At 39.0% G+C, this 22,958-nt stretch carries 23 protein-coding genes and 1 pseudogene; 6 read left to right on the forward strand and 18 right to left on the reverse strand.

Annotated features, from left to right (window positions below; all coding sequences use genetic code 11):
* Positions 1 to 129 precede the first annotated feature (129 nt).
* Positions 130 to 1,314 (forward strand): DUF4317 domain-containing protein, encoded by a 1,185-nt coding sequence (locus M3600_RS03705; RefSeq protein ID WP_233318536.1) that lies wholly within the window; start codon positions 130 to 132, stop codon positions 1,312 to 1,314.
* Positions 1,315 to 1,545: 231 nt separating this feature from the next.
* Here M3600_RS03705 and M3600_RS03710 read toward each other — a convergent pair whose 3' ends face one another.
* The 4 genes from M3600_RS03710 to allC form a co-directional block, all read right to left on the reverse strand.
* Complete coding sequence (locus M3600_RS03710) at positions 1,546 to 1,899, reverse strand: hypothetical protein (RefSeq protein ID WP_251644746.1); 354 nt, start codon at positions 1,897 to 1,899, stop codon at positions 1,546 to 1,548.
* A gap of 282 nt (positions 1,900 to 2,181) precedes the next feature.
* Positions 2,182 to 3,615, reverse strand: a complete 1,434-nt coding sequence (gene proS / locus M3600_RS03715) for a proline--tRNA ligase (protein WP_237941908.1) — start codon at positions 3,613 to 3,615, stop codon at positions 2,182 to 2,184.
* Between the two features lie 296 nt (positions 3,616 to 3,911).
* Positions 3,912 to 5,162: a pyridoxal-phosphate-dependent aminotransferase family protein gene (locus M3600_RS03720; protein WP_285854693.1), complete on the reverse strand. Its 1,251-nt coding sequence runs from the start codon at positions 5,160 to 5,162 to the stop codon at positions 3,912 to 3,914.
* A 13-nt stretch (positions 5,163 to 5,175) separates the two neighbouring features.
* Positions 5,176 to 6,411 carry an allantoate deiminase gene (allC, locus tag M3600_RS03725; RefSeq protein ID WP_311315879.1) on the reverse strand — a complete coding sequence of 412 codons (1,236 nt, stop codon included), beginning with the start codon at positions 6,409 to 6,411 and terminating at the stop codon, positions 5,176 to 5,178.
* A gap of 200 nt (positions 6,412 to 6,611) precedes the next feature.
* On the opposite strand from allC, the gene M3600_RS03730 reads away from it, so the two are divergent.
* The gene (locus M3600_RS03730; protein ID WP_251644748.1) at positions 6,612 to 8,255 is read left to right on the forward strand and encodes a PucR family transcriptional regulator; all 1,644 of its coding nucleotides are present in this window, start codon (positions 6,612 to 6,614) and stop codon (positions 8,253 to 8,255) included.
* Between the two features lie 125 nt (positions 8,256 to 8,380).
* Positions 8,381 to 9,706, forward strand: a complete 1,326-nt coding sequence (locus tag M3600_RS03735) for a nucleobase:cation symporter-2 family protein (RefSeq protein WP_396953781.1) — start codon at positions 8,381 to 8,383, stop codon at positions 9,704 to 9,706.
* Positions 9,707 to 9,743: 37 nt separating this feature from the next.
* On the opposite strand, the gene ystJ is transcribed toward M3600_RS03735, so the two are convergent.
* Positions 9,744 to 10,976, reverse strand: a complete 1,233-nt coding sequence (gene ystJ, locus M3600_RS03740; protein WP_233318524.1) for an NADP-dependent malic enzyme — start codon at positions 10,974 to 10,976, stop codon at positions 9,744 to 9,746.
* Positions 10,977 to 11,231: 255 nt separating this feature from the next.
* The gene (gene rpiA / locus M3600_RS03745) at positions 11,232 to 11,909 is read right to left on the reverse strand and encodes a ribose-5-phosphate isomerase RpiA (RefSeq protein ID WP_251644749.1); all 678 of its coding nucleotides are present in this window, start codon (positions 11,907 to 11,909) and stop codon (positions 11,232 to 11,234) included.
* 179 nt (positions 11,910 to 12,088) lie between these two features.
* On the opposite strand from rpiA, the gene M3600_RS03750 reads away from it, so the two are divergent.
* The gene (locus M3600_RS03750) at positions 12,089 to 12,304 is read left to right on the forward strand and encodes a hypothetical protein (protein ID WP_233318520.1); all 216 of its coding nucleotides are present in this window, start codon (positions 12,089 to 12,091) and stop codon (positions 12,302 to 12,304) included.
* 24 nt (positions 12,305 to 12,328) lie between these two features.
* Here M3600_RS03750 and zupT read toward each other — a convergent pair whose 3' ends face one another.
* Entirely contained in the window at positions 12,329 to 13,135 is an 807-nt protein-coding gene (gene zupT / locus M3600_RS03755) for a zinc transporter ZupT (protein ID WP_233318518.1), read from the reverse strand.
* A 326-nt stretch (positions 13,136 to 13,461) separates the two neighbouring features.
* On the opposite strand from zupT, the gene M3600_RS03760 reads away from it, so the two are divergent.
* Together M3600_RS03760 and M3600_RS03765 are read left to right on the forward strand one after the other, a co-directional pair.
* Complete coding sequence (locus M3600_RS03760; RefSeq protein ID WP_251644750.1) at positions 13,462 to 15,447, forward strand: diguanylate cyclase domain-containing protein; 1,986 nt, start codon at positions 13,462 to 13,464, stop codon at positions 15,445 to 15,447.
* Positions 15,425 to 15,904, forward strand: coding sequence for an EAL domain-containing protein (locus M3600_RS03765; RefSeq protein ID WP_251644751.1), 480 nt, complete (start codon positions 15,425 to 15,427; stop codon positions 15,902 to 15,904). The genes M3600_RS03760 and M3600_RS03765 overlap by 23 nt, the downstream gene beginning before the upstream one ends.
* A gap of 40 nt (positions 15,905 to 15,944) precedes the next feature.
* On the opposite strand, the gene M3600_RS03770 is transcribed toward M3600_RS03765, so the two are convergent.
* From M3600_RS03770 to M3600_RS03815, 11 genes and pseudogenes are all read right to left on the reverse strand, one after another.
* The gene (locus M3600_RS03770; RefSeq protein ID WP_251644752.1) at positions 15,945 to 17,018 is read right to left on the reverse strand and encodes a YhgE/Pip domain-containing protein; all 1,074 of its coding nucleotides are present in this window, start codon (positions 17,016 to 17,018) and stop codon (positions 15,945 to 15,947) included.
* Positions 17,019 to 17,082: 64 nt separating this feature from the next.
* Entirely contained in the window at positions 17,083 to 17,514 is a 432-nt protein-coding gene (locus M3600_RS03775; protein ID WP_237941913.1) for a MarR family winged helix-turn-helix transcriptional regulator, read from the reverse strand.
* 392 nt (positions 17,515 to 17,906) lie between these two features.
* On the reverse strand, positions 17,907 to 18,629 hold the full coding sequence (locus tag M3600_RS03780; protein WP_233318509.1) for a DsbA family oxidoreductase: 723 nt from the start codon (positions 18,627 to 18,629) through the stop codon (positions 17,907 to 17,909).
* A gap of 153 nt (positions 18,630 to 18,782) precedes the next feature.
* Complete coding sequence (locus M3600_RS03785; RefSeq protein WP_233318507.1) at positions 18,783 to 19,022, reverse strand: phage holin; 240 nt, start codon at positions 19,020 to 19,022, stop codon at positions 18,783 to 18,785.
* A 315-nt stretch (positions 19,023 to 19,337) separates the two neighbouring features.
* Positions 19,338 to 19,538, reverse strand: a complete 201-nt coding sequence (locus M3600_RS03790) for a hypothetical protein (protein WP_251644753.1) — start codon at positions 19,536 to 19,538, stop codon at positions 19,338 to 19,340.
* 212 nt (positions 19,539 to 19,750) lie between these two features.
* On the reverse strand, positions 19,751 to 20,122 hold the full coding sequence (gene cdiI / locus M3600_RS03795) for a ribonuclease toxin immunity protein CdiI (RefSeq protein WP_251644754.1): 372 nt from the start codon (positions 20,120 to 20,122) through the stop codon (positions 19,751 to 19,753).
* Positions 20,123 to 20,227: 105 nt separating this feature from the next.
* Positions 20,228 to 20,590 carry a ribonuclease toxin immunity protein CdiI gene (cdiI, locus tag M3600_RS03800; protein WP_251644755.1) on the reverse strand — a complete coding sequence of 121 codons (363 nt, stop codon included), beginning with the start codon at positions 20,588 to 20,590 and terminating at the stop codon, positions 20,228 to 20,230.
* A 107-nt stretch (positions 20,591 to 20,697) separates the two neighbouring features.
* Positions 20,698 to 21,069 carry a ribonuclease toxin immunity protein CdiI gene (gene cdiI, locus M3600_RS03805; RefSeq protein WP_251644756.1) on the reverse strand — a complete coding sequence of 124 codons (372 nt, stop codon included), beginning with the start codon at positions 21,067 to 21,069 and terminating at the stop codon, positions 20,698 to 20,700.
* 45 nt (positions 21,070 to 21,114) lie between these two features.
* Positions 21,115 to 21,225: pseudogene (locus M3600_RS29315) on the reverse strand (hypothetical protein); the annotation flags it as partial.
* A gap of 151 nt (positions 21,226 to 21,376) precedes the next feature.
* Positions 21,377 to 21,559: a hypothetical protein gene (locus M3600_RS03810; RefSeq protein WP_251644757.1), complete on the reverse strand. Its 183-nt coding sequence runs from the start codon at positions 21,557 to 21,559 to the stop codon at positions 21,377 to 21,379.
* Between the two features lie 136 nt (positions 21,560 to 21,695).
* A complete protein-coding gene (locus tag M3600_RS03815; protein WP_251644758.1) occupies positions 21,696 to 22,889 on the reverse strand; it encodes a PDZ domain-containing protein in 1,194 nt (397 codons plus the stop codon).
* Between the last annotated feature and the right edge of the window lie 69 nt (positions 22,890 to 22,958).

Consider the following 22,958-nt stretch of genomic DNA (forward strand, 5'->3'; position numbering starts at 1 on the left):
AAATATTCTCTATAATACGACCTTTTTCCTCCCTTATATTCTATTAATTAAATATGTTAATATAAATGAATGACTAAAATTGTTTTGCCAAAATAGCCAATCGTGATAGCTTAGGAGTGTATAAAAATCATGAACAAGAAAGACGTAGGAAACATACGAAAACAATTCAAGATAAACAATGATAAATTGAAAATCTCTGATATTTTTAATGTCTATATCATGAAAGAATCAAGCGAAATTTTTCATTCCCAAAGCCAGCCATTCGCTATGCTTGATCAAGATCAGCAAGAGCTGTTTTTAAATAATTTTAAAAAAATGCTCGCAGGTCAAATGGATGAAAAGCTCTTTGAACTCAAATTTAAGAGAGATGCTGAGAACAGCAGCCAGCTTATTCTCCATCAAGGACTGCTAAGCAGTGAGGTCGATGATTGGAAAGACCAAATGTTAAAGATTGTAGAAAAAATGCTCGCAATCAGACAATATGAAAAAGATATTGTTGTCACTTTCATTCGCGGAGAGTATATAAAGCCGATGAAACGCCGCAGTGAAGAGTCGGAGGAAAATGAACGGGATACTGTTTTCTCTCATTCGTTTATTTTATGCAGCATCAATAACACACAAGATCCTAAAAAAGAGCTGTTGTTCGATTATGTTGATAGAGAATTTAAATACAATATCGTATTAGATCCAATCATTAATCTTCATGCTCCAATGGGCGGCTTCCTTTTCCCATGCTTTACAGACAATGCAGCGGATGTTAACCATATCCTCTATGCAGCTGGCAAGGTTCATGAACCTGACTATGCATTTATTGAAGAGGTTTTAAACGGAGAAGAAATTATGACAGCACAAGATGATAAAATTGTGTTCGAAGAAATCATAAAAGATGTAACTGGTGACCAATTAAATACCTCCACCCTCTCGAACGTTTATGAAGAGATAAACCGCATGATTACAGAAAATGAAGAAGAAGAACCGCCTAAATTGGACTCTAAAGACGTGGAACAAGTCTTGAAGATGAGCGGAGTAGAAGATATAAGCACAGAAAAAGTCGAATTTGCCTTTAAAAAGATTATCGATGATGACAAATACGAGCTCAAAGCAAGCAATATTTTGCCTAAATTCACCTCTAAATCTATTAAAATCAGTACGAAAATTGCTAATATCGCTATCAGCCCGCCAGATTTACGCTATGTTAAACAAGTAGAATTCAGCGGCAAACGCTATTTAATGATTGAAGTAGAAGAAGATACGGTGATTGAAGGATTTACGATGATTCCAGAGGCTTTTGTAGGGAACCCGAAGGATGAATGATTGAAATAATTTAGGTTCTGACTGTGCAAAGCTGCCGTCGGAACCTAAATTTTAAACTATATTATCTTTTAGTAGTCTCGACTCCTAAAATCGTTAGGAAAACTATTAGTTTTGAAAAATTCATCTGATAATTTCTAACTAACCATTCAAAAAAAATAAAAAAGACGCTTTTTCCAAAGAAAATACGCCTTTCTGAATGAAAACCAACCTGCCTATAGATTGGTTCCTCTCCTATTCATTTGCATTGGCTTCTGCTGCCACCAAATATTTGTCTAACAGTGTATCTAGGTCCTTTTCCACCCTGCCATCTTCTGCAAGCTGGCTTGCTTTTGATAAGGCGTCACTCCAGTTGCCGTTATCAATGGCAGATTTAATATCCATTAATCCAGCCACTCTTTTATGTAGATTCTGTGCTGTTTCATCCTTTGGCTTCTGCTCAAGTGCGAGTTCCAGTGACAGCAGAGCTTTTTTTAAGTCACCGCTCTCAATTGCTGTTTTTGCTGCCTTCATGTCGTTTTCATATGTTTCCGAGCTGCAGCCCGCCAGAAACAGGGCCATTATGCCAATCACAGCCCATTTTCTCATCCGATACCCCTCCACTGCCTGATGTCCTGTCATCAACCAGCAAGGACTAAAGGCAATCTATTTTCCCATATGGCACTTCACCTTTTTTGAGAGTGAAGCATGTCATAATAACGCTTTATTTCTCCCACTATTAATGTTAACAAATAATACATGGGGGTCAATACTTCGGGTACACTACTTTATTCCTATCTATATGGTAAAAATAGCGAATAATGAAAACGTTTGTAATTTTAAGGTAGACTAACTTAAGCCGAAGGATGCTCTCCTTCGGCTTTTTCCTTATTAATAAGCTTTTGCCCAATAGACAAGTGCATCTGCTTTTTTGCCGCAGCATACACATGTATCACTGATTTTTTCTTGTTCGAAAGGCATGCATCTCGAAGTTGCTCCAGTTTCTTCCTTGATTAAATCCTCGCACGCTCTGTCACCACACCACATCGCTTTTATAAAGCCGGTTTTTGGTTGGTTTGCTCGGTTCTTAAATGCTTCAAAATCAAGGGCTTGATGGGTGTTAGCTTCGCGATGCTCGCTTGCTTTTGCGAGCAGGTTTTTCTGAATATCTGAAAGCAAGTCTTCCAATGTTTTCTCCAAGCCTTCCATTGGCACCGCCAGCTTTTCGCCTGTATCTCTCCTGACAAGCACGACTTGTTTTTGCTCGATATCCTTTGGGCCAACTTCAAGGCGGACAGGAATTCCTTTCATTTCATACTCGTTGAATTTCCAGCCTGGCTTTTTATCACTTGCATCCAAGCCTGTTCGGAAACTGCCTGCTAGCTTATCTTTTAGCTGATAGGTAAAATCAAGCACACCTTCTTTATGCTGAGCAATCGGAATAATCATCACTTGAGTTGGAGCAATCCTTGGAGGCACAACTAACCCTCTGTCATCACCATGCACCATAATCATTGCTCCGATAATTCTCGTTGTAAATCCCCAGGAGGTTTGCTGTACATAGCTTTGAGCACCGTTTCGGTCCGTAAATTGGATTCCGAATGCCTTGGCAAAATGATCGCCTAAATTATGAGATGTGCCTGATTGCAATGCCTTGCCGTCATGCATCAGACTTTCAATTGTATATGTGTATTTTGCTCCAGCAAATTTTTCCTTTTCTGTTTTCTTCCCTTTAACGACTGGAATGGCTAATATCTCCTCACATATCGCTGCATAAACATGAAGCATTTGTACTGTTTCTTTTTCTGCATCTGCTTCTGTTTCATGACAAGTATGTCCTTCCTGCCAGAGGAATTCTAATGTGCGCAAAAATGGTCTCGTTGTTTTTTCCCATCTAACAACATTTGCCCATTGATTATATAGCTTTGGCAAATCACGATAAGAATGGATAATATCTTTATAATGCTCCCCGAACAGCACTTCAGAGGTTGGACGGACACATAATCTTTCTGCAAGCTCTTCTTCTCCTCCATGCGTCACCCAAGCCACTTCAGGAGCAAAGCCTTCAATATGGTCCTTTTCTTTTTGAAGGAGGCTTTCTGGAATAAAAAGTGGCATATATACATTCTCATGGCCTGTTTCCTTAATGCGCAAATCCAATTCATTTTTAATATTTTCCCATATAGCAAAGCCATATGGCCTGATGATCATTGATCCGCGTACGCTCGAATAATCAACCAGTTCTGCTTTTGTTACTACATCGGTATACCATTTCGCAAAATCATCTTCCATATTCGTAATTTTTTCTACAAAATTGCCCTTCATCTTGTCACTCCCTTTTTTTAAAACACAAAAAGCCCTGCTTTATTAGGGACCGAAAATCGGCGGTACCACCCTAATTTAAAGCAAGGCTTTACACTCAAACATGATAACGGTTTAACACCGCTGCAGCTTATGCAGAACGAAAAAGGCAGGTTCAAAGGCCGTGCTATAGGTCCCTTTCAGCATAAAAGACCCTCTCTTCTAATAGCCGCACCGTTTTACTAATCCTTTTTATTGTTTCGTTATTTTTTTAACATGATAATCAATAGATTCATTATTGTCAATTTTCTAGAAAAATATTACGAATTTATGAATGATTTTTCTTTCTCATATGCATTTAGTGAAGCTTGAATTCCTTCTCCTGCTGAGATTTTTGCTCCATGTCTGATTAAGGCTGCTTCAAGGCTTGCCAATGCAAACAAGACATTTTCTTTTCGGCAGCTGTAGCCCATCGTTCCGATTCTCCAAATTTTCCCGTGCAGAGGACCGAATGAACTTGCAATTTCTACTCCGAAATCATTAAGCATCATGCTTCTGACTGATTCTGCCTCAATGCCTTCAGGAATCTTGATACATGTTACTGTTGGCAGCTTCGAGCCTGCGTCTCCGAACAGTTCTAAGCCCATTCCTTCAATTCCGGCAATTAATGCTTTCTCATGAAGTTTATGGCGCTTGAATCTTTGCTCTAATCCTTCTTCAAGGACAATTCTCAAGCCTTCATGAAGTGCATACAGCATAGATGTAGCCTCTGTATGGTGGTTAAGCCTTCTTGGTCCCCAGTAATCTTGAAGCTGGGCCAAGTCGAAATAATTAGTGCGGATCGCAGAAAATGCCTTTCTTTCTGCTAATTCTTGTTCTGTCGCAATGCCTCGCTCGACCTTTTTCCGTTGATTAAGGATGCGTTCCACCCGCTCATTATACGTAATTGGTGCATTTCCTGACGGGACAGATAAGCATTTCTGGTTTCCTCCGATTATAGCATCAATATACCAGTTATCTGTCTGAACATCTGTGCCGCCAATCGTTGCAACTGCATCAACAATAAACAGGACATCCTCTTCCCTGCATGCCTTGCCTATTTCTGCTACCGGCTGCATGCAGCCGGTAGAAGTTTCGCCATGGACCATCGCAACAATCTTCGGTTTCACCTTCTTCATTTCCGCAATTACTTCTTCTGGATCAAAAACCGTGCCCCAGTCCCGATGAAGCAAATGGATTTCAGCACCATATCTTTCTGCGATTTCTGTCAGCAAATGACCAAACCGGCCGTAAATCGGGATAAGCACTTTATCGCCAGGCTCGATCACACTTGCCAGTACTGCCTCAAGTCCAGATCGGGATGTACCGTCAATTGGAAATGCCCATTCATTATTTGTCTTGAAAAGTTGTTGAAGCATTTTCATCACATTGTTCATAATGTCCGTAAAGGCAGGGTCAAATTGTCCTAGAATAGGATTGGACATTGCCCGGAGCACCCTAGGGTCCACTTCGACTGGACCTGGGGTCATGATGGTTCTTAAAGGTGTATTGAGTTCGCCAAACATTATCATCTCTCCCTTTCTATTAGTAAGCCAGCTTATGCAGCAACTCTATTAATACGGTAACGCCATTTTTCAAGTCTTGAAGATTGGTAAACTCATCTGGAGAATGGCTGATTCCATTTGTACTCGGCACAAACAGCAAAGCTGTCGGACAGTAGGGTCCAAATACCTGTGCATCATGACCAGCACCGCTTGTCATTGTTTTGTATGGAAGACCGGTGTCCTGCAGCACTTCTTCTGCTTGCAGCTGTAATTCGCTGTTCATGGCTACCGGCTTTACATCCAGCCATTGGTCTATCTCAATCTGAAGCCCTTTTTCATCACATTTTTCATGAAAGAATGCAAATAGACTCTCACAATATTGCTGGATTGCTTCTTCTTCATGATGACGAACATCCAATGTAAACACTACTTCCTTAGGGATAACATTCGGCACATTCGGAGAGGCCGTAATACTTCCGACCGTTGCTACTAAACTGTCAACAGCACTAGCCCTGTCCATTGCATGAAGAATTAGCTGTGACGCAATATGCAGGCTGTCTTTTCTGTACATCATCGGTGTTGTACCTGCATGATTGCTTTCACCTGTAATCTTTATCGTAAAGCGGCGCTGGCCGACAATATGGGATACTACTCCAATTGATTTTTCTTCTTTTTCCAAAACCGCACCTTGTTCAATATGCAATTCTATGAAGCAGCCAATATCCGTTCGTTTGAGACTATCACTTTCCGGGATAAACGGAATTTTATTAAGGGCTTGAGCCATAGAAATATCCGCCGTATCAAAAAGTGTCAAGCTTTCGTCCTTTTGATACCTGCCAGTGATTGACCCTGATCCCCAAAAAGCCAGCGGAAAACGGCTTCCTTCCTCCTCGCATAAAGATACTACTTCTATCGTTTTCAGCGGTTTTCCATATTTCCCAGCAAGATAATTAACAGCCAAGCAACTTGCGATAATTCCATATCCGCCGTCATATTTGCCGCCATTGACGACCGTATCGATATGAGAGCCAGTCAATATCGATTTTGCTGATTCATCTGTGCCTTCAAGCTTGCCGAATAAGTTTCCGACCCCATCAAATTGTGCAGATAAGCCAATTTGCTCCATCCTGATCTTTAAGGCTCCTTGTGCTTTTGCCCAATTTTCATCATAAAGGAGGCGCGTTACTCCACCATCTTCCGTTTGCCCATATTCAGACAGCCATTGAAGCCAGCTGTCTATTTCTTGTTCGTTCACTTGAATGGATGTTTTCATCATTATGCCTCACTTCCTCCTAGCCTTCCTACCAAGTTTTTAACTTTATCGCCTGCAAGTTAGTTTTTATTAATTAATGATAAAGACGATATTTCCTGAATTCATTAGAGACTATGTTAGAATTATCTAAATTTTTTGTGCAAATTAACTAAGTTGCCGTTATAATAAAAAGAAATAAAACGGCATATCAGAAGGAGGCTAATATGAAACTGATTGATCTTCTTAATAAACCTGCATTTCATGACATTGAAATCCTTGCTGGAAAAAACGGTTTAGGTAGGGAAATTAAAAATGTCACCATGATGGATGCGCCAGACATCATCGACTTCCTGTTTGAAAATGATTTTCTCGTCACGACTGCCTACCACTTGAAGGAGGATCCGGCACTGCTGTTGGGGCTCGTTCAATCTATGCATAAACAAAAATGCGCCGGATTGGGTATAAAAACACACCGCTTCTTAGAAAGTATTCCGGAAGAAGTTATCCAATATGCTGATACCCATCAATTTCCCGTCTTACAAATCCCGCTGGAGAAATCGCTTGGAGAAATTGTCAATACTACACTGCAATATATGCTAAATGAACGAACGTCTGATTTACTGACTGCTTTTGAAACGCATAGGAAATTTACACAGCATATTTTAAAAGGCAAAGGCATAAAAAAATTGCTTGACGATTTATCTAATATGATTGGTCAGAGGGTCATTCTGCTTGATCAGCATTTCCAAATCCATGCTTCTTCCCATTCGAAACACCCAATCAGTGAAATGATCATGAATTTATATGCAGAGGATTTCCGCCTGTTTTTAAACAGCACTTCCTGTACATGCTTTTCTTCCAGATATACAGAAGAAGTATTTGCGGCTTTTCCAATCCATACACCTATCGGCAAACCAGCATTTTTGATTGCGCTTGGCAGCCTGCCTATTCACGATAAAAATTTACTTTTGACAATTGAACAGGCTACAAATGTCCTCACCTTTGAACTTATGCGGGAAAACACGGAAAGACAATATGCCAGAAGAGCACGCAATGAGTTCTTTTTAAACATGGTAGAAGGACGAATAACTTCAAAAGAAGAAATCACCAGCAGAGCCAAAGAGTTTTCCTTAACAAACGAGCTCCCCTCTCTGATGATTCTTGGCAAGGTTGATCAAAGCAATGTCCATAAAACATTCGCACAGCACCAGCTTGAAACAGATTATCTGTATGAATTCCTCGAGACAGAAATAATAAAGGCACCTTTTCTCACGCAGCTGTTTGTAAAAGGAGATCATTGTATTCTCATCATGGAAGCCGGCGATTCTAATGTAGAATTCCGTTCACAGGCAATCGACTATTTAAAAGATCTTCAAGGTAATATAGAAAAAATCTTCAAAAAAACGATGTCATTTGGGCTCAGCAACATCAGTCACCAGCTCGTTAATATGCAGAATGCTTATAAAGAGGCATTGAGTGCTTATCATACAGGTTTGCTGTCAGCAAAATCACAGTTCATTCAAGTGCACCGTCCGAAGGATGTTTCGGAAATGCTGCGAATTATCCCAGAGAAGGATTTACAGGAGTTTTGTGATCATATCTTTCAAGGGCTGTCGAATAAGCAGCAGGAAGAAGATGCCCAAATTCTGCTTCATACATTGTCTGTTTATTTGGAAACACATTGTCAAATATCAGAAACAGCGAAAAGGCTATTTGTTCATCGCAATACTGTTATTTACCGGTTGGAGAAATGCGAAGAGCTTTTAGGAAGAAGCCTGAAAGACGCAGATACAACCTTCCATTTACGCTTGGCATTTCGAATTAAATCGATTTTGCAGGTACAGCAGCCATCTGCAGGTGTAAAGTAAACTATATTTTCTAAATATTTTGTACATTATAACCAATGACTTATTTTTACCCACTCTTTAATATGTTAATTAATATAACCTAACATGTTAGATTAATTAACATTAAGTATGAGAGAGTGATAATGATGACAAAAACAAAACTGAACAACGGGAAAATTTTTTCCTTAGGTCTTCAGCATGTGCTGGCGATGTATGCAGGAGCTATCCTCGTGCCATTATTAGTCGGGAGAGCCTTAGAGCTGACAGCAGAACAGCTTGCGTACTTAGTCGCAATTGATTTGCTTACATGCGGTATCGCCACACTATTACAAGCATGGAAAAACAAGTATTTAGGGATTGGACTCCCTGTAGTATTAGGGAGCTCCTTCGTTGCCGTCACGCCGATGATTTCTATCGGCACTAACTATGGCATTACTGCCATATATGGAGCCATTATCGTAACAGGTTTGTTCATCATCATTTGCGCACCGCTCTTCAGCAAAATTGCGAAGCTTTTCCCGCCTGTTGTCATCGGAACAGTCGTCACAATCATCGGGTTATCGCTAATACCATCAGGAATAAAAAACATGGGAGGCGGAGCTGCAAGTCCGGACTTCGGTTCTATCGAGAATCTCGCCTTATCCTTTAGTGTATTGCTTTTCATTCTTATTTTAAGCCGTTTTTCAAAAGGCTTTGTTCAGTCACTATCTGTATTAGCAGGTATTATCGTTGGAACAGCCGCAGCTGCCTTCATGGGAAAAGTCGACTTTTCTCCAGTTGCAGAAGCAAGCTGGTTCCGTTTGCCGAGTGTTTTCTATTTCGGGACACCTACATTTGAAATCGGTCCGATTTTAACGATGCTGGTGGTTGGAATTGTTATTGTCATTGAATCCACAGGCGTTTTCTTCGCCCTCAGCAAAATATGTGAAAAGCCGCTGTCTGACAAAGACTTGACTAGAGGGTATCGGGCAGAAGGTGTTGCCATCACACTCGGAGGGATTTTGAATGCCTTCCCATATAATACCTTTGCTCAAAACGTCGGCCTTGTACAGCTGTCCAAGGTAAAGACCAAAAATGTAGTAGTTGCAGCTGGCGGTATCCTAGTATTTCTTGGTTTGATTCCAAAAATAGCGGCATTTGCAACCGTCATTCCGACACCCGTTCTTGGCGGAGCAACAGTCGTGATGTTCGGAATGGTTGTTTCATCAGGTATCAAAATGCTCAGTACTGTTGACTTCAGCAAACAAGCAAATCTGCTAATAATGGCTTGCTCTGTTTCGATCGGTCTTGGCGCCACTGCTGTTCCTGACTTATTTGCCCAACTTCCTTCCTTCTTGCGCATCATCGTCAGTGACGGCATTATTTCCGGAAGTCTTGTTGCCATCCTTTTAAATCTGCTTTTCAGTATGAAACCGAAAAAAGAAAAAGCTCTCCAAGAAGCAAACCCTGTTCTGGAAGGCCAATCTTCCTAAACAAAAAGGCTGCAGCTCATGCTGCAGCCTTTCATTATTAATTGCCGATGCTTGTCAGCTCAGCAGTTCTGTTTAACACTTGCTGAGGATCAACTGTAATTCTTGCTACCTTTGTGTCCATCGCGGCACTAGCTACCGCTGCAGCTACTGCAGGGGCAACACGCGGATCGAATGGACTTGGGATAACATAATCTGGATTTAATTCGGACTCTTCAATCAAATCAGCAATTGCACCAACTGCAGCTCGCTTCATTTCCTCGTTTATATCTGTCGCACGCACATCTAATGCTCCACGGAAAATTCCCGGGAATGCTAGCACATTATTCACCTGGTTCGGGAAGTCAGATCTTCCAGTTCCGACAACGGCAGCTCCTGCAGACTTCGCCTCAGCTGGAGTAATTTCTGGAACCGGGTTTGCCATCGCGAAAATAATAGCATCCTTATTCATTGTTGAAACCATCTCACTCGTTAATGCACCAGCAACTGATACGCCAATGAATACATCTGCGCCTTTTATCACATCACTTAAAGAACCAGATTCTTTGTTTATATTTGTATAAGCAGCAACAGATTCCTTCACTGCATTCATCCCTTCAGGACGACCTGCGTAAATTGCCCCTTTTGTGTCACACATGATCATATTTGTAACCCCGTATGAGTAAAGCAGCTTTGTAATAGCAATCCCTGCAGCTCCTGCTCCATTTAAAACAATCTTAATATCTTTCCATTCCTTCTTAACAATTTTTAAGGCATTCAGCAGTCCGGCAACTGTGACAATTGCTGTTCCATGCTGGTCATCATGAAAAACAGGAATGTCCAATTTCTGCTTAAGACGCTCTTCGATTTCGAAGCATTGTGGTGCTGCAATATCCTCCAGGTTGATTCCGCCAAAGCCGGCAGCCATTAACGAGACTGTCTCCACGACCTTATCTGGATCTGTAGTGTCTAGAGCAATCGGGAATGCATCCACTCCTGCAAAACTTTTAAAAAGAATAGCTTTCCCTTCCATTACAGGCAAAGAAGCAGCTGCTCCGATATTGCCCAAACCAAGAACTGCAGTGCCGTTTGTTACAACACCAACCATGTTTCCTTTCATTGTATAATCATAAACCGTCTCAGGCTGCTCATGGATTACCTTGCAAGGTTCTGCCACACCTGGTGAATATGCTAAACTCAAATCCTGTGCATTCTTCACCTCTACCTTTGCGTTCACTTCCAATTTACCTTGTTTTTCTTGATGCATTCTTAAAGCATCTTCTCGTAATGACATAGAATTCTCTCCCTTTCGCTTATCCATCAGAAGCCTTTCCCAAATAAATACGGAAGCACTTCTGACCATTTTTCCTTTTATAAATTATCCATGTAACGATGATATAACTTACAAAATGAAATGGAAACTTTAATAAAGTAAAAAAAACGGAGATATTGTGAGGATTTTATGAACATTCTTAGACAGCAGGAAAAAACCTCTAACAAAGTTAAAGGTTTTGGTTGGAAGAAGACATTTCTTACTTCTTAAAATAGATTATTCAAGCTTGTCCAAAAGGATTGCCTGTTTATCCTCGCCGATTGTAATTACATGCTTGACCATATCGACAAACAGGCCGTTTTCAACAACACCTGTTATGTTATTCAATTCTTTTTCCAGCTGTTCCGGGTCTTTTATTTCACCGAATTGGCAATCAATGATATAGTTGCCGTTATCGGTAACATAAGGACTGTCCCCTTGCATTCTTAATGCGGTCTGACAGCCAAAGCTTTGAATATACCCTTCTGTTTTACCAGCTCCAAACGGAACTATTTCAACAGGAAGCGGAAATTCCCCTAAGCTTTGCACCACTTTTTTGGAATCAGCAACCACTACAAACTGTTTGGAAGCCTTTGCAATTATTTTCTCTCTCAGCAAAGCTCCGCCTCCGCCTTTAATCGCGTGAAAATAATGATTTATTTCGTCCGCTCCATCAATCGCTACATCAATCGTTTTTACCTCATCTAAAGACAGAAGCGGTATACCTTGCTCTTTGGCCAGTTTTTCTGTTTGGACAGAGGTCGCCACACCTGTAATCTTCAGCCCTTTCCGGACCATTTCGCCTATTTTTAAGATTGTATAGTAGACTGTTGAACCTGTACCTAATCCAACTACCATGCCATCTTTAACATAATCAACTGCCGCCTTTTCACCTACTGCTGCTTTTTCATTCATTGCTTTCACCCCGTTAATTGGTAAGAATGCTTGTCTCCATCGTAATACAAAAAAAGAGGAATTTCCATTAACTCCTCTTTTTTCATTAGATTATCTAACAAATATCGCATCTTTTGAAACATCCACAAGGGGTTTATCGTATAATCAATGATAAGACAATTTCTAGAAGGAGGTTCATAATGACAGGACTAGTCGCAGTAATCATGGTATTCGCCATTCCTATTATCGCCATTGTTACAGAACACTCAAAGGATAAACTCAAATTAAAACGAAAGATGATCCAAGATGAAATCACCCTTGAAAAGTTGAGGCATGAGAATTTTTTGCTGGAAACAGATAAAATGAAGCTTGAAGTAGAAAAAATGGAAATCGAAAATAAAAAGCTTTTAAAATAAGGTAGCACCTTGCTGCTATGAATCTTAAATAACTAGCAGCAAGCTGACTGCCATAACAGCCATACCCGTAACTAGACCGTAAATCGACAAGTGGCCTTCGTCATATTTCTTTGCGGCAGGCAATAATTCATCCAAAGATATGAAAACCATGATTCCTGCAACTGCTGCAAATATTAAACCAAACATAAGATCATTCAAAAATGGCATCAAAATCAAGAATGCCACGACAGCGCCGACCGGCTCTGCAAGACCAGATAAAAAGGATAATTTGAATGCCTTTTTTCTGTCTCCTGTTGCAAAATAGATTGGTACGGAAACGGCAATTCCCTCAGGAATATTGTGAATGGCTATTGCGATAGCGATAGCAACTCCAAGTGCTGGATCCTGCAAGGCAGCAGTAAATGTAGCAATACCTTCCGGAAAGTTATGAATTGCGATGGCAAGCGCTGTAAATGTCCCCATTTTCAACAGAGCTGCGTCTGTCGTTTTCTTAGGAGATGTCAAATCTTCAACCTTCTTCAATTCATGTGGATTCCCCTGTTCTGGTACAAACTTATCAATTAATGCTATCAGTAAAATCCCTGCAAAAAAACCACCGACAGTGAGCCAATTCCCCTGCTGTTCCCCTAAATAACTGACGAGTGAATCCTTCGCTTTTACAAAAATCTCAATCATCGAAACATAAATCATTACACCTGCAGAAAATCCAAGCATCCATGACAGGAATTTAGTATTCGTTCTGGAAGTAAGTAATGCAAGCAAACTTCCGATACCTGTTGCAAGACCAGCTAATAAGGTTAACCCAAAAGCTAGCAGTAAATTATCCGGCATTGTCATTCCCCTTTATTGAAGTTTTTTAAGCATTCAGCTAATTGGCAATTTAACGTTTGTTTACTCCATTTAAAAAAGTTTCCCTTAGGAAAGATTTTAAATGTATATCAACAATACGTCAATTAATATATATGCATTTTTTAGGCAAATGTTCATATATTGCGCAAAAAGGACAAGTTTCTCTAAAAAAAACGCTTTTCCTAAAAGTAAGCCATGCACCTTTAGAAAATAGTACCAGCTAATTAATTTCCTTATTCTGTGGGAATAACCTATATTTTCGTTTATAATGAGACAAAATACCCAATTAATAGTCGTGAGGAAAAAGGATGAGCAAGTTGAAAGTTACATACAGAATTGGTATCGGAGTTTTTATTATTGTCAGCTATATATTAATCTATTATGGTGTTTTGCTGTTTGGAACAGACAGTCACATAACTGTGCTGAGCAGTAATATTTTATCGGCTGCAGGTGCGCTCATTTCCACTGCTGTGTTGTTCTTTTCTTATCGAAAAAGCAGCACACCTGAAAAAATTCTTTGGTTTTGGCTTGCCAGCGGCACATTTACGTACTTTATCGCAGAGCTGATTTGGTTGTATCAGGAAAGTATTTTGCGTCAAACGGTTCCATTCCCAGATTACAGCGACATCTTCTACATGCTGCAGATTTTCTTTTATTTAACTGGTTTCCTCCGTTACTTCAGCATGCAAAGAACCTTGCTCCGCAGTGTTCAGCTAATTTTTGAATTAATGATTGTAATGATTGTTGCATTCTGTTTAAGCTACTACTTCCTTCTTGAACCTTTGCTGAAAACAGAAGGTTATACAGGAATTTTTCTGGCTACAGCAATCGGATACCCATTAGGTGATCTTGCCTTATTGATTGGAGCCTTATTAATCCTATTTTCCATTAAAGAGCTGCCACTCAGAACAAATTTAACGGTAATTTTAATAGGAATACTCGTGCAAATTGCCGCAGATACGGGCTATATGTATTTGCTGTTTGTCACTAAATACAATACGGGAAGCTATTTTGACCCTTTATTTATTTTATCTTTGCTGATTATCGCATTAGCGAGCATTGCTGCAAAAAGGACTCCAGCAGCAGCTATGACCAAAAGACGGAGATACGATTTTTTACAAATATTTATTCCATATTCTGCCCTCTTATTTTTTATATGTTTTATTATTATCGTCGATCATCATCATCCTGTTTTGGCAATTGGAGGCCTCTTATCCGTTTTCCTTATCATGGCAAGACAGATTATCATTTTGGCAAATTATAAAAGGCTGCTTAAAACTGCGAGCACAGACAATCAAAAATTCATGTCCTTGTTCAAGTTTCATCCAGATGCTGCAATGACACTTGATTTACAAGGCAATATTATTGAAATAAACAACGCTTTTGTCAGGATGGCTTATGAACCTATAGAATCCTTTTTAGGAGCTTCCTTTTTTCATATATTCAAAGAAAAAAGACAGGTTGTTGAGAAAAGCTTTCATATCGCTCTTCAAGGCCTGCATCAAAGCTTTGAAGTGGATTATCGGGATGATTTTGGCAAAAGATATTTTTATTATATAACCTTCATTCCAATGTATATAAACATGGAAGTTGCCGGCGTATTTGTCATCTCAAAAGATATTACAAACGCTATTGCAAGCAATGAACGAATCCAGTTTTTAGCTTATCATGATTCACTGACCGGATTAGCAAACAGAGCTTATTTTGAAGAGTCGCTGCGAAAAGGGATTAAATCAGCAAAATCAGGCTTAATGGCTGTTATTTTCATTGATTTTGACCGTTTTAAAGTGATTAATGACTCGTTAGGGCATGATGCTGGTGATGAATTGCTTGTATCAATCTCAACAAGGCTGAACTCTGTCATCCACCCTGGTGACATACTCGCCAGATTGGGCGGTGATGAATTTACGATTTTGTTAAAAAACCGTAGGACAGAGGACGAAATCATAGAGCTGCTTGAACAAATGATGAAAGCATTAACACCCGCTTACTTCATTAAGGAAAATTATGTTGTCACAACTCCAAGCATGGGCATTTCTTTATCAGAAGGAACAGAAAAAAGCGCAGTCACCATGATGAAACAAGCAGATATTGCGATGTATTACTCAAAAAAGAATGGAAAAAATCAATATAATTTCTATAAGCCTGGAATGGAGGGTGTGTCTGAAAATCACTTAAGACTAGAACAGGATTTGCATCACGCTATTCAAAATGATGAGTTCGTCCTTTATTATCAGCCGCAAGTGGATACTCAGGAAGATCTTATATACGGTGCAGAGGCGTCAATCAAGTGACCTTGTTGATTTCATTGCTGCTTCAGTAGCTGAATCAGGCTTTGATCCAAACTACTTAATTATCGAAATTACAGAAGCGATCGCCATGAACCAAATTGAAAAAACAGTGGCCACCATGCACAGGCTGAAAGAATTGGGTGTCCGAATTTCAATAGATGATTTCGGCACAGGTCATTCCTCCTTGTCCTATTTAACGGAGCTGCCGATTGATGCCCTGAAAATCCCGAGAGAATTTGTTCAAAATCTTGGGACAGAAACGAATAACGCCATCGTTCATACCATTATCACTTTAGCTAATAACCTGAATCTCAACCTTGTAGCAGAAGGTGTCGAACTGAAGGAACAGCTTCATTTGCTGCAAGAAATGGGTTGCTACAGCATTCAAGGTTTCTTATTCTCCAAGCCTGTTAAAGCACAGGAGGTATTAATGCTAACTGAAAGTCGACAGCTATACTAAAAAAGGAAAATCCATCGAAAATGATGGATTTTCCTTTTTTTTAATGAGCTAATTGCTTTGCAGATACCGCAGAATTAACTGCTTTTTCTTTTTGTGCTGCCAGTCTGATAACCGTGATAGCAAATGTCACAATCAGTATAAGCACAAGGTTCACTGCGAATGATGATACTGAATCTCCTGTATAAATCAACTTCGTGAATCCTTGCACCCCATTAGAAGCAGGCAAGAAGGCACCGAAATGCTGGTAAAACGGTGCAAGCATATTTGCTGGAATAATATTGCCTGCTGTCATTAACTGCAATGGAACCATCGCTACATTAAAGAGCGGTCCTGCATTGCCAAATAAGCTGAAACTCATTTGTGTGAAGCTGATGCATGCTGCTGCTGTTAACACATGGAACAGCCATAACTTCCAGTATGGCGCAGCCACATCTTGAAAGCTGACCGCAAGACTGACAATGATTGTCGGAACAACGAGCGCTACGATGACCAGCAACAGCTGCCTGCTCCAGAAAATTTGCCATTTTGAGTTATGTTTTTTCATGATTTGAGAAACAAGATTAAATTGGATATTCATCGTCATTACAGCTATATAGGTGATAAAGCCAAAAATCATCGGAAGCATAGATGCTGCGAAATTATGAACCTCGTTTGTTTTCACAATATCTGCTTTAACACCGCTATGAACACCTATATTTGCACTGATTTCGGATGCTGCTTTTTCCATCATAGACACAGCTACTTGAGAGTTTGCCTCATTAACATAGAAAGTCAGTTCCCCATTGCCACTGCCCATTTCCTCTGCGAATTTGGAAGGAATAACGATAAGCATTGCATAATTGCCTTTATCAAGCTGCTCCTTCGCTTTTTCAAATCCCGAATTGGACACAATATGGAAAGGGCTGCTTTTGGCAATTTGTTCTTCTAACGCTTTGCTTGCCGCTCCATCTTCGTTAACAATGCCAACATTAAGCTCATCCAGTCTTTCTGTTGCATGATTATATCCAGTCATCCAGACGATCATAAAGAACACAGGCACAAAAATAGCAAATACTAAACCAATTTTTGTCTGTGGAATTTTCATCATATTTTTAAAACCTTGTAAAATCTTCATTCCTACTCCCCTTTACTACTGTTCACAAAAAAAGTTGCACATGCATGTATATTCTTAAAAAAAATTACGAAAGATTATCATACATTTTATTTAATATGTGGATGAAGCTCTCAACTTCCGATTCCTTAAGACCTTTATATGTCTGGTTTTCAAGCTGCTCGAGCTCTGGCCATATTTGCGCATGCAAATCGAGACCCTTTCTTGTGATATTTAACCGGACCGCTCTCCTGTCAGACGGATCTGCAGAACGACTTACAAGCTCTTTTTTTATGAGCTTATCCAGAATCTTACCAACTGTTGTCTGGTCTCTTTCTGTCAGCTCTGCCAGCCGCTTTTGGGAAACTCCCTCCGTCTTGCTTAATTCGCTCAGCACAGAAAACTGTTCTGGTGTCAGTCCAAAGCTGCTCATCTGACGGGTAGCTGCTCTTTTAAAAGCTAAATAAGTCCTCGAAAGTATCAAGCCTAACTCTTTATTATCCATATACTTATCTGACATATCGGTATCCTTTCCACAAAAAATAGTTGCACTACTTATAATTGCACATGCATGTAATTTTAAATTAGAAGATGCTTACATGTCAATTACTTTTTTATGTAAACACAATTTAAACACTATAAAAGAAACAAAGCTGGCTGTTCTTTGGTGAGTATATTCTTCCAAGTCTTTATAGTAATTAATCGGAGTTATCAATAACCTTTAGGGCTTTTTAGGGCGAGGCATATTAGGCTCTTGAAAACTATCGGTTATCTAAAAAATAATGGTTTGAGTCCCAGAAATTCAGACTTCAAGCCACACTGTTAGCTTTTACAAGCAAAGTGCATCCTTCAATAAAAAACAACGAAGGGAGCAAATATTGCTCCCTTCGTTGTTAGATAACTTTAGGTCTATTATTTTTCAGGAATTTCACAGTTATCATCTGTGCAAGCTGCTCCTGCATTTCCTCCTGAAAGGTCTTGCAGTTTAGGTGCGTTTCCTTCTTCTTCCCAAACTTGCTGAAGAGCACGTTTGAATGTTTCAGTCGGCTGTGCGCCTGAGATAGAATACTTTTGATTAATAACAAAAAACGGAACTCCAGTCACTCCCATTTGCTGTGCTAAAGCTTCATCAATTCTGACATCATTTGCATATTTTGTAGAGTCATTTAAAACAGCTAAAGTTTCTGCTTTTTCTATACCTGCAGATTGAGCAATTTCTACTAATACGTCATGGTCGCTTATCAGCTTTGATTCTGTAAAGTAAGAAGCTAACAGCTTTTCTGTCATTTCCTTTTCTTTGCCGACAGTTGCCGCAAACTTCGCCAGGCGATGAGCGTCAAATGTATTTGTTGGCTTCATATCATCAAAGTTAAATTGCAAACCGACACCAGCAGCCTGGCTGCCAATTCCTTCATTTGCTCGTTTTGCTTCCTCAATGCTCATGCCGTATTTTTTTGCCAGCGCTTCATTGATTCCTGTGCCGGAGTAAGGTTTTGCATTTGGGTCTAATTCAAAGCTTTTGAACTCAACCTCTACTTGATCTTTACCAGGAAACTGAGCAATAGCTTCCTCTAAACGGCGCTTGCCTATATAACAAAATGGACATACAAAATCTGACCATACCTCTATTTTCATTGTTTTGACCTCTTTTCATCGAGTACTTTGGAATTCCTTCCTAGTCTTTCTGTTCTATTATAAAATAATCACTTTAAATAAAAAATTAATACGCTCAAAAGAAGTCAAAACTCAATTAAACAGAAGAAGAGCACCATCACGGTGCTCTATCCTTTATTTCGCGTTCGTAAGATTACTTGCCTTCAAAACTTCCTTCTGCATTTTCCCTTTTGCAGTTACATAGTTATTCTTAAACCAAGCAATTGCAGCTGCTATAACTGTAAATGCGTTAGTCAGGTAGTTTGTCCAATCCTCACTTGTCCCAGGAATTTCGTATAAACCAAAGGAAACTAGGACTTGGTTGACCAATGCGATTGCCAACACTAATGTACGAATGAGTGTACCTCTGTCCATTACCATTCACTCCTTGTTATTAATTTTGCCATTCACCTTATAATATGTTAGCTTGTACTATTCTGGTACCGGCATTTGTATTAGGAGAAATGAGGCTTTTCCGCAAAAAAAAGATCCCTGCTATTTACAGGAATCTTTTTTACCTATGTTTATTGTAAAACACAAAATGTTCCCGGAATATTTTCAAACCTATACCTAGTCCAATAATGTTACTCTTCTAGTCAATATATTCCGTTAATTGCTTCCCATATTACATATTTTTCACAAATAAAATCCTATAAAAAAGAGCATCATTAGCTCATTTTTTTATAGGGTTTATTTTATTTTTAATCGTTCTCTTTTTAACCTGTTTTCTTCATCTTGGAGTGCACTTAAAAGATGAAATTGATCATGCATAAAAGGATTAGTTGCAAATCTTCTCGCTGAAACTTTAACACGGTTATATGCTAAATTTAAATCAATCTCATCAATTGAATCTTTTCCAGATTTTAATGCAAAAACTGTCGCTTCTACCAATATCTTTTTAATTAACCCCCTTTAATTAGGGAATACTAGCAATATTATTTTTATTTGTCCAAAAAACATTTCATTTTTTGGTGGTTTCTAACATAACTTTGCAACAAAAAAACTCGTTTAACCAAACGAATATTAAATATATTTAAGCAGTTTTTTAGAAATGATATTTAAGAAAAATTAAGATATTAATAATTTAAAAAACTCACTCAAGTTCATCCTTTTATTTTAAATTTCTCTTTGATCATCTGAAGGTACTCGGTTACCCATTCCCTATCTTTTGGACGTTTTTGCAGATACTCCTCACAATCTTCTAATAAGTAACGATAAAATGTCTCATAATCTAATGTAATTTCTATATCTTTTTCTACAGCAGGATAATCGAGGTAATATCTCACTCCCTCTGTCCCGAAATAATCTTCTTCCCAATCTTCATAAATACTAGCAAATACATACCAAGCGTATTCATCTCCATAACCCCACTCTATGGAATAGTGATGTAAAATATTTAAGAACCTACCGTCTCCCATAAGAAAATAATAATACTTAATTAGTTTCTTTTCTTCCATTTCTGTTAGTTCCGACATTTTAACTCTCTCCTTTTTCTATTCTCCGTTAGAGTGTCCCCTATGGTTAAGTACTTCTTACATACCTGCAATCGGATAAAAACTCGAAGGATATTCCCTCCGAGTTTATTCTTGTATGTTGTATTTTTCTTTTATCTTTTCAAGGTAGTCATTTACCTCTTTTGAATCATTAGGGTGTCTTCGCATATACAGTTCGCAATCTTCTAATAAAAATTGGTAAAACGTTTGGTAATCTAATATTACTTCAGCATCTTCGTCTACAACTGGATTGTCGATGTAATAAGCGATACCTTCTTCTCCGAAATAATCTTCTTCCCACTCTTCATAATAGTTCGCAAAAACAAATCGTGCATATTCATCTCCATATCCTTGACCTTCAGAGTATGCTCTTAGTGTCCTCAGGAATTTAGCATCACCCATATGTATATAAAAAAGGTTAACTAGCTTTCTATATTCTTGAGTATTCATTAGTACACCTTTAACCTTATTTATTGGTGAATAGGGGAAGACCTAAAGGGATCTTCTGGATATTTATGAAAAACGTGTATAAATACTCGGAGGAACCCCCTACGAGTCTAGTCTTCGATATTAAATTTTTCTTTAATTTTTTGGAGATATTCCTGTACTTTCTCTCTGTCCTCTGGACGTTGCTGAAGATAATCTTCACAGTCATCTTTCAAATACTGATAAAAAGTTTGGTAATCTAGTATTATTTCCGTGTCTTCATCTGCAGCTGGAGCATCGATATAGTAGGCTATACCCTCTTCACCGAAATAATCTTCTTCCCAATCTTCGTAATAACTCGCAAAAACATATCGTGCGTATTCGTCTCCGTATCCCCACCCCTTAGAATACTGTTCTAATATGGTCAAAAATCGGCCAATCCCCATATGTGCATAATAAAATCTGATGAGTTTCCTTTTTTCCTCTTTTGTTAATTCAGTCATAATCAATAACACCTCATTCTTTATTCAATAGATGGGAAAAAGTTCTTAATATTGCCTGTCTCTTTGTCTATGTAACCAACAAACTTGATAGCAAACTAGCTCCCATTCTTTTTTAAAGAATATCTTTTCTTCCAGACACTTTGGACAATATTTTTTTCTACCTTGCTGTGTAAGCCCCTTTTTTTAAAATAATTTAATATTATCGAAACATCAGTTTGAGTAATACTACCTAAAATTTCTCGATGATATGTTAAATTAAGTAAACTCTCTTCACTGACCCCAGTTAGCCTTGGAAGTATACCAAAACTTAAGTCATTAATCTCTTATTTACATTTCCAATATTTCTATTTTTATTTAAACCAGCATATCCATACAGATAAGATGTTCCATCATAGAGGTTCTTTTCACTCAATCGTGACAGAAAGCTATCAAAACTTTCTCCATTATATGGGTTACAAAAAACTATTAGTTCTTGTGGTTCTTTGTTCATATAATAATCAACCCTTAAAAAAATTTAACCGCTTATATAAATTACTAAGCGGTTATATCTCAATATTCTCTATTATTTACTTATTTTATTCCGGTTATTTTTTTCGCAATTCCGTTGAAATTTTGGGTTTAACACTTTATACTGCTTGATTGCCTTTCGCCTTTTCATCCTGAATCATCAGAATGCCAAGCTTATGATAGTCTCCTTCGTACAATGCCCTCTGAGTAAAACGAACCTCATGGTTTGTATCGAGAACTTCCATTTTGCAATGAGCTGAGTTTTTTTGCAGTGCAGTGTAAAGCTGAATTTCGTCCTGCACTGGAATGCTGTTCACTTTTGTGATAATTTCACCGATTTTAAGCCCCATCTTATCTGCTGGAGAGTCAGGAACAACACCTAAAATCATGATGCCATTATTTTTTTTCGTGAAATAAAAGCCTTTATTTTTTTCCTTCGCTTTTTGACCTGCCGTAATCCATTCACGGCCGATAATAGCCACAATAACACTACCTATAGCCGCAAGAGGGAAATAATAAGCAGCTGCCGCACTTATTGCAATAAACAGCCCGAGCCAGAACACCCTTTTGCCGACTGCTCGCACTGCAACTGTAGGATGTACTGCTTGTACTGCTTGTCTGAATCCTAGCAAAAACGGCACAAGGATGATGGAGTATGTTTGATCACCAACAGTAAAGACCGGCCATCCTTCAACAGGAATAGACAGTACTCCTTCCGGGAGAAACAGAAACAATGGCACAAGCCAAGCTCTTTCTGACAAATGGATGCCGATTGCCTGTCCCCTGCTGCTTTTTGTCAGGCGAGGTGATGTTCCTTTGCTGCCATTCTTCTGAATCAGCAAGCCCTCTGCTGCAAGCAGCAAGCCTAACACCGCAACAGCAGTTGGAAAGATATATGTATCTCCGCCAATTACGCTCTCAGAAAAGAGGAAGAAATCCCATCCCATATACAGAGAAGCGATGCTTGCCAATATTCCAAGACCAACAGTATACACGGGAGAAAGCAAACGTGTCTTCCAAATTAAGCTTAGAAGCAGAGTGAAGATGCCTGTATAGATAACCATTTCCATCGGCACTACGAGAACTAATCCAATCGATATTATCGATAGGCACAATCCTATAATGACGCCAACAGGCAGAAGCTGTTTCAGCTCAAAATAAGCATTCAATGCCCTGATGGTGAAATCCTTTCGCTCCTTCTTCACCCTTGAGACACCTAAATAGGCTGCTAACAAAAAGGAAAGATAAAACAAAGGATGAAGAAATAGTTTTCCAAACCCCTTTAATAATTCAATTAGCCAATCTTGCCACATGAAGAGTCCCACCTTTTTTTAAAACTAGTTGAAATTACTATATGCACAAGAACGTGATATTCCTCATAA

The sequence above is a fragment of the Niallia sp. MER 6 genome (assembly GCF_023714395.1).
In the GTDB taxonomy this organism is placed as follows: domain Bacteria; phylum Bacillota; class Bacilli; order Bacillales; family Cytobacillaceae; genus Niallia.

What these genes read in the sequence shown, in the direction of transcription:
- M3600_RS03705 (WP_233318536.1), top strand. Translation starts at nt 130, where the DNA reads ATGAACAAGAAAGACGTAGGAAACATACGAAAACAATTCAAGATAAAC.
- M3600_RS03710 (WP_251644746.1), bottom strand. Translation starts at nt 1,899, where the DNA reads ATGAGAAAATGGGCTGTGATTGGCATAATGGCCCTGTTTCTGGCGGGC.
- proS (WP_237941908.1), bottom strand. Translation starts at nt 3,615, where the DNA reads ATGAAGGGCAATTTTGTAGAAAAAATTACGAATATGGAAGATGATTTT.
- M3600_RS03720 (WP_285854693.1), bottom strand. Translation starts at nt 5,162, where the DNA reads ATGATAATGTTTGGCGAACTCAATACACCTTTAAGAACCATCATGACC.
- allC (WP_311315879.1), bottom strand. Translation starts at nt 6,411, where the DNA reads ATGATGAAAACATCCATTCAAGTGAACGAACAAGAAATAGACAGCTGG.
- M3600_RS03730 (WP_251644748.1), top strand. Translation starts at nt 6,612, where the DNA reads ATGAAACTGATTGATCTTCTTAATAAACCTGCATTTCATGACATTGAA.
- M3600_RS03735 (WP_396953781.1), top strand. Translation starts at nt 8,381, where the DNA reads ATGACAAAAACAAAACTGAACAACGGGAAAATTTTTTCCTTAGGTCTT.
- ystJ (WP_233318524.1), bottom strand. Translation starts at nt 10,976, where the DNA reads ATGTCATTACGAGAAGATGCTTTAAGAATGCATCAAGAAAAACAAGGT.
- rpiA (WP_251644749.1), bottom strand. Translation starts at nt 11,909, where the DNA reads ATGAATGAAAAAGCAGCAGTAGGTGAAAAGGCGGCAGTTGATTATGTT.
- M3600_RS03750 (WP_233318520.1), top strand. Translation starts at nt 12,089, where the DNA reads ATGACAGGACTAGTCGCAGTAATCATGGTATTCGCCATTCCTATTATC.
- zupT (WP_233318518.1), bottom strand. Translation starts at nt 13,135, where the DNA reads ATGCCGGATAATTTACTGCTAGCTTTTGGGTTAACCTTATTAGCTGGT.
- M3600_RS03760 (WP_251644750.1), top strand. Translation starts at nt 13,462, where the DNA reads ATGAGCAAGTTGAAAGTTACATACAGAATTGGTATCGGAGTTTTTATT.
- M3600_RS03770 (WP_251644752.1), bottom strand. Translation starts at nt 17,018, where the DNA reads ATGAAGATTTTACAAGGTTTTAAAAATATGATGAAAATTCCACAGACA.
- M3600_RS03775 (WP_237941913.1), bottom strand. Translation starts at nt 17,514, where the DNA reads ATGTCAGATAAGTATATGGATAATAAAGAGTTAGGCTTGATACTTTCG.
- M3600_RS03780 (WP_233318509.1), bottom strand. Translation starts at nt 18,629, where the DNA reads ATGAAAATAGAGGTATGGTCAGATTTTGTATGTCCATTTTGTTATATA.
- M3600_RS03785 (WP_233318507.1), bottom strand. Translation starts at nt 19,022, where the DNA reads ATGGACAGAGGTACACTCATTCGTACATTAGTGTTGGCAATCGCATTG.
- cdiI (WP_251644754.1), bottom strand. Translation starts at nt 20,122, where the DNA reads ATGTCGGAACTAACAGAAATGGAAGAAAAGAAACTAATTAAGTATTAT.
- cdiI (WP_251644755.1), bottom strand. Translation starts at nt 20,590, where the DNA reads ATGAATACTCAAGAATATAGAAAGCTAGTTAACCTTTTTTATATACAT.
- cdiI (WP_251644756.1), bottom strand. Translation starts at nt 21,069, where the DNA reads ATGACTGAATTAACAAAAGAGGAAAAAAGGAAACTCATCAGATTTTAT.
- M3600_RS03810 (WP_251644757.1), bottom strand. Translation starts at nt 21,559, where the DNA reads ATGAACAAAGAACCACAAGAACTAATAGTTTTTTGTAACCCATATAAT.
- M3600_RS03815 (WP_251644758.1), bottom strand. Translation starts at nt 22,889, where the DNA reads ATGTGGCAAGATTGGCTAATTGAATTATTAAAGGGGTTTGGAAAACTA.